Source organism: Thioalkalivibrio sp. (genome assembly GCF_007692535.1).
Taxonomy (GTDB): domain Bacteria; phylum Pseudomonadota; class Gammaproteobacteria; order Ectothiorhodospirales; family Ectothiorhodospiraceae; genus Thioalkalivibrio.
The window spans coordinates 1-5,476 of the sequence record NZ_REBW01000097.1 but is presented as its reverse complement, the minus strand read 5'-3'; the positions used below and the strand labels follow the sequence as shown (position 1 = coordinate 5,476).

Sequence of the window (5,476 nt, the reverse complement as noted above, 5' to 3'; positions counted from 1 at the left end):
CTTCGCCTGCAAGGCAGGCTCCACAAGGGCAAGAACCCGTAGGCGATGCTATGTCTGCGCGAAGGGATCCCCTGCGGAGCTTCCGGGCTGATCAGGTGATCTTTTGGTTGCAGGTTCGAGTCCTGCCGGGCCCACCACCCCTTTCCGTCGCGCTGGACCTCGGCGGACTATCCCAGCCCTGCACCTGCCGGCGCAGGGCGCTCCGGGTTGAATGAACACAAACAGCCAGGAACCGGTGCCGCATCCCGCTCAACCGCCTGTCGAGAGGGTCGACATCTCTATCATCATTCCGGCCTGGAACGAGGCCGATTGGCTGCCGCGCACCCTCGGTGCGGTGCAACGGGCGCTGGCAGACCTGCCGCTTTCTGCCGAAATCGTCGTGGTCGACAATGCCTCCACGGATAACACCGCCACCATTGCCCGCGAACACGGAGCCCGCGTCGTGTCGGAAGTGGAAAGGCAGATCGCGCGGGCGCGCAACACCGGAGCGCGCGCGGCACTCGGGCAAGTGCTGATCTTCGTCGATGCCGATACCTGGCCCAGCGGGGAGTTGCTGCGGGCAGCCTGCTCCGCCCTGGATTCGGGGACGGTGTGTGGCGGCGGGGCGCAGGTCGCCTTCGAGGATCTCGATCGCAGGCTATACCGGTCCGGCACCGCCCTGTGGAACGCCCTCGCCCGCCGGTTCCACCTGGCTGCCGGATGTTTCGTCTTCGCGACCCGCGAGGCCTTCGAGGCGGTCGGCGGCTTCAGCGAGCAGGTCTATGCGGGCGAGGAAGTGGCCTTCTCGATACACATGCAGCGTTGGGGGCGGCGACACGGCCAGCGCTTTGTCGTTCTGCCCGAACCCGCAGTGCTGACATCGGGGCGCAAGGCGGACTGGTACTCTCTCTGGCAGCATCTGGGCCTGCTCGCCCTGCTGACCGTTTTTCCCTTCGCACTGCGATTCAGGAGACTCTGCGGGTTCTGGTACCGGCGGCCGGAGGCCAAGGCGCGCGGGAGGCACGATGACGATTGACACCTACAAACGGTTGCATGCCATCGCCTGCGCCGCGCTCGAGAACCGGGCCTCCCCGCTGCCCGGACGCGCTGGCCCTGGTTCGATAAAGAGGCCGCCGCACTCCAAACTACGCGCCACAGGACCATGCATCGGGCGCCGCTCGCAACGCTCGTCCGCAGCGATGCCCTGGTCGGCTTTTCTACCGCGCAGCCAGAGGGTTTCAGGCTGATGCGCGCAGAGCCGGGCTCATCGGGGGGTCATCGCCGCGGCAGCATGGGCGGGCGTGTTTGGCTGACAGCGGCCATCGCGGCCGCGCTGCTTGCTGCCACGGGCTGCACCGTAACCCCGTCCCGGGACAGCAGTTGGGCCGACGCTGCAGATCCTTCCTGCGTGAGTTTCACACAAGACCTGGATCGGGCAATTGGCCGGGAGACGCACTTCGATCCGACGCTGGGGCGCATCGACGGTCTCCCCTGGCTGCGGACCAACCGTTTCCTGGCGGGATTCGACTACGTCCAGCTCGACGATGCCGAGCGACAGGCCTGGTCCGGCTTGGGGTTCGCATTGGCTCGGGATGCGTACCTGCTGGAATTTGACCGGCTGTCGGCGCAAAGCCGCGATGCACTTCGCGCCCGGCATGGCTTCGAGACGCTCGGCAACCGGTTCGATGACTGTTTCGCTGCGCTGCCGGCGCCACCCACGCTGGGCCGGGAAGCCTATGCCGTGCCGGATGGGTACCGCATGTCGCAGCGGCTGCTCGGCCTCTATCCGGTCACCAGCCTGGTGGCCCGACCCTTCATCGCCGGATACCGAAGAAACATGACGGACCTCTACGAAAGTGGGGCATCCGCCACGTTCGCTCGCGAGGCGCGGTATCGCGGCCAGGTTGGCGGGGCTCGGCAGCACGACGCGGAGATCCGCGTGGATGCGTTGGGGGTCCCCCGGCTCTCACCGGAACAGTGGCGCGCGCTGTTTCTGCGTCATCAACCCGAACTGGTCTCCGAAATCGCCTCGGCCGCCGATCGCATCGGCAGCCCGTTTTTTGATTCCGACGGCCGGATCGGGATCGATACCGAGCGACCGACGGTATGGATCTATGCGACCTTCACGCGCATCGATGGTCGTACGCTCCCACAGCTGAATTACGCCTTCTGGTTCCCCGCGCGCCCTGCCGAAAGCCCTTTGGACATCTACGCCGGCGAACTGGCCGGCCTGCTGTGGCGGGTGACGCTGGACGAGGCGCAGCGGCCCGTCCTGTACGACAGCATTCATCGCTGCGGGTGTTACCACAAGCTCTTCCTGCCGAAAGGCACAACGATCGATGTCAGCCGGATCTCGGGGGAAAAACCGCTGTTCTTCAGGCTCGACGAAACGGTCGATACCCGTCGCGGACTCCGGCTCCGCCTGGCAGCCGGAAACCATTACATCATCGACGTGGATGCGCCGGAAACCGGGACCGGGGCCATCCCGTACACCCTTCGTCCCTACGCGCAGCAACTGGCATTGCCAACCCCTGATGGCGCTGCCCGCAGCCTTTACGGCGCCGACGGCATCATCCGCCAGTCCCGGCGGGCGGAGCGCTTCCTCTTCTGGCCCCTCGGCATACCCTCCGCTGGCGCCATGCGTCAAAGCGGCACCCACGCGACAGCCTTCATCGGACGCCGGCATTTCGATGCGCCCGACCTCCTGGACGATCTCGGAATCACCATTCCCCGCCAAACGGGGGTCGGACCAACGCAACCGACTGATTTACAAGAACTAGAATCCATTTTTGGGGCCAATTTGAGCCCTTAGAGGCCCGTTTTCGGCCCCCAAAATGCCCGGCTAAGCGCGCAGCACGTCTTGAAAAGCCCCCGGTACCGAGTTCCTGATTCGGCCCCCGCCGAGCGGTCGGGGTCAAAAAGCTTAGACGCCCATTTTTGGCCCCAAAAACGGCCGTTTAAGGCGGAAAAGGGCCCGATATCTACACCCCTTATTCTTCATGATCAATGGGTTGGCTTGGTCCGACCCCGAGGTGACCGAGGTGATGTTCCGGCAGTGGGTGATGGGGGCTTCAGAAATCCTCGGCGCTGCCGAAAAAGTACTTGGGAAGGGGTTTAAACCGGCCGGCCGGGACTATAATCTGAGTTAGAGATAACGAAAGAAAAAAACCTTCTAAGTTACTAATTTATTTAAAGCGGCCATTGGTCTGGAGGCTGCAGTGATGTCAAAGGTCCGCAGGTGAAAAGGGCGCTGAGCATGCTGGCGCTGCTCCCTGGCCTGGCGGCGACCGCCGTGTTGGGGGACTGCGTCCAACTCGCCCATCGCGATGCGATGCACCAGGGGTTGCCGCTCTGTGGGGCAATGACGGAGGCGTCTCGCCCGAGCTCGATCACGACCTGCAGCCAGGGACTTTGCTGGATGGATCCGGCCGGGCCCCAGCCCGTGCTGAAATCTTTCGGCTCCGAAGCACCGTCGGCACCTACAGCAGACCCGAACGAAACACCGTCGCTGGGAGCCGAGCCCGGGACCACGGTTCCAGCCGTTGCCCTTGCGCCGGGCGGTCCCTACGCCGCGCACGGGGAAGATCATCCGATGGCGGGAGACGGGGCCGCATCCAGGGGTCATGGCGCCACGAAGGCTCGATTCGGCACCCAGAGGCTGGCCTACCAAAGCCTGATCCACAGCGACCGCGATCGCAGCGGAGCGGTCGCCGCGTGGCAGCCACTGTCGCAGACGGACGTGCGCGGGTTCGTGTTTCACCCGGAGATCGCGGCAGAGTCCAAGCGGACGGCGCGAGCCACGGACGAAGAACAGCAATTGCTGGGCATCGTGGTGGAGCATTCGATCGCGCGGAGCGCCATGGGCACGTGGACGCTGAAGGGTGGTTGGGTATCGGCAAGCGAGCTTCCCGATCCGGCCGGCCCGGGCGCACAAACCGCAGCCACCAGCGCCTGGTCGCTCGGTACGAACGCCACAACGCTGATGGAGCGGCTGCGCCTGTCGTTCGAATATGCCGGTTCCGAACCGGACCGGGGCAGCCCGGAGACAACGGGGGGCACCCAGGCCCAAGCCTACCGACTCGGCGCCGAGTTGCATCCGACTCCGTCCTCAGGGGAAGGCTGGCACATCGGTTCGGAATACAGTTGGGTCGGACAGCGTTTCGACAGCGTTGCGAACTCGGACCTGAGGCCCGATCGCCAGCGCCTTCGCGGCTACGGCGGACTCGACGTCGGGGACCTGCGCTTCCGGCTCTCGGTACGGCGCGATCGCAACAATCTCGCGCTGGACCCTGCGAAGCCGACCAGACAGGCCGACCAGTTCCAGACGACGACGACCTGGCAACCCGCGAATACCAGGCGCGTCAATGTATTCGGCGAGCCGCGAATCAGGCTGGACGCAGTCCTCGGCCACGACCAGATCCAGGCGGTTACGGCGCCCGGGCCACGGACGGAACGATCCGAGAAACTGCAACTGGGGGCCGACTTCAGGACCGCCGGCGGGCGCTGGGGCGCAACGGCAACGCACGACCAGGCACCGGGGAAGATCGATGCGAACACGGGCGCGGGCATCCGCGGCTTCGGCGTCGAGTTGCACCACCAGCAGACTGCGCACCCCTTCCTGCCGGTCAGGAAAGACCTGCAATGGCAACGCCGCGAAGACCTTGCCACAACCACCACAGAGCAGCGCTGGCAGGCCAGACTGCGTTCCAGCAACGTCTCGCTGCACGAGCGAATGAACGGCGAGTTCGATCTTCGCTACCGGGAGCGGGTGACTTCGCCGGGCAACGGCCGAGAGGCCAGTGTCAACCTGGCGGGGCAACTGGTGTGGACGATGCAAACTCCGGCCGCCACGCGCAACGGGCTCGCCATCGCGCTCAGCGCAGACTATCCGGGAGCGTCTTCGCAGACATCCGCGAACCGACCCGGGGATGGCTACCAGGTGATGCTGACGCTCTCGACCAGCAACCCGCTGGCCGGCTGGTGACCCCCACCGGGAAGCGTCTCCAATGCATCACCGGACGCAAACGGACGCTCCGCGGGATGCCCGTTCGCGCGCCAGGGGCGCTCCTGCCCATACCGGCCTTCGAGGCCTGCACTGCAGGCGACGGCTTCGTCTTTCCCACCGAGGTCAATGCGACTTTCCCTGCCGGCGGAGGATTCCCGCGATGACGTCACGCGGATCGTCCATGACTGCCTGGCCGTCGATGCGAACCCGTTCGTAGCCCATCCAGTAGAGGTAGGCCTCGCGGGCCTTGTCGCGTTCCGTGTCGAAACGCGACTCGCGACCGTCGATCTCGATCGCCAGATGTTGCTCCGGCGTGGGTTCCCATACGAAATCGACCTCGAGATCACCGATCCGTGGACGCACCTTCGGCGCCCAACCCTGCAACAGCATCCAGGTGAAGAGTTCAATGGACGCACGGCCGGTCTCCCGCAGCCGCTGCATATCGCGGCCATGGCGGGCCACTTCGCCGAGCCTGCCGTCGTGTTCGACGCA

At 65.4% G+C, this 5,476-nt stretch carries 4 protein-coding genes; 3 read left to right on the top strand and 1 reads right to left on the bottom strand.

What is annotated here, in order from left to right:
* Nucleotides 1–211 precede the first annotated feature (211 nt).
* From EA346_RS04120 to EA346_RS04110, 3 genes are all read left to right on the top strand, one after another.
* The gene (locus EA346_RS04120; protein ID WP_296756014.1) at nucleotides 212–1,015 is read left to right on the top strand and encodes a glycosyltransferase; all 804 of its coding nucleotides are present in this window, start codon (nucleotides 212–214) and stop codon (nucleotides 1,013–1,015) included.
* Between the two features lie 372 nt (nucleotides 1,016–1,387).
* Nucleotides 1,388–2,791 (top strand): hypothetical protein, encoded by a 1,404-nt coding sequence (locus tag EA346_RS04115; RefSeq protein WP_296756012.1) that lies wholly within the window; start codon nucleotides 1,388–1,390, stop codon nucleotides 2,789–2,791.
* 780 nt (nucleotides 2,792–3,571) lie between these two features.
* Complete coding sequence (locus tag EA346_RS04110; protein ID WP_296756009.1) at nucleotides 3,572–4,963, top strand: hypothetical protein; 1,392 nt, start codon at nucleotides 3,572–3,574, stop codon at nucleotides 4,961–4,963.
* Nucleotides 4,964–5,107: 144 nt separating this feature from the next.
* Here EA346_RS04110 and EA346_RS04105 read toward each other — a convergent pair.
* Nucleotides 5,108–5,476 (bottom strand): DUF559 domain-containing protein (locus tag EA346_RS04105; RefSeq protein ID WP_296756007.1); only part of this gene is annotated, 369 nt, incomplete at its 5' end.

Coding starts and splice junctions, on each gene's coding strand:
- EA346_RS04120 (WP_296756014.1), top strand. CDS start 212: ATGAACACAAACAGCCAGGAACCGGTGCCGCATCCCGCTCAACCGCCT.
- EA346_RS04110 (WP_296756009.1), top strand. CDS start 3,572: ATGGCGGGAGACGGGGCCGCATCCAGGGGTCATGGCGCCACGAAGGCT.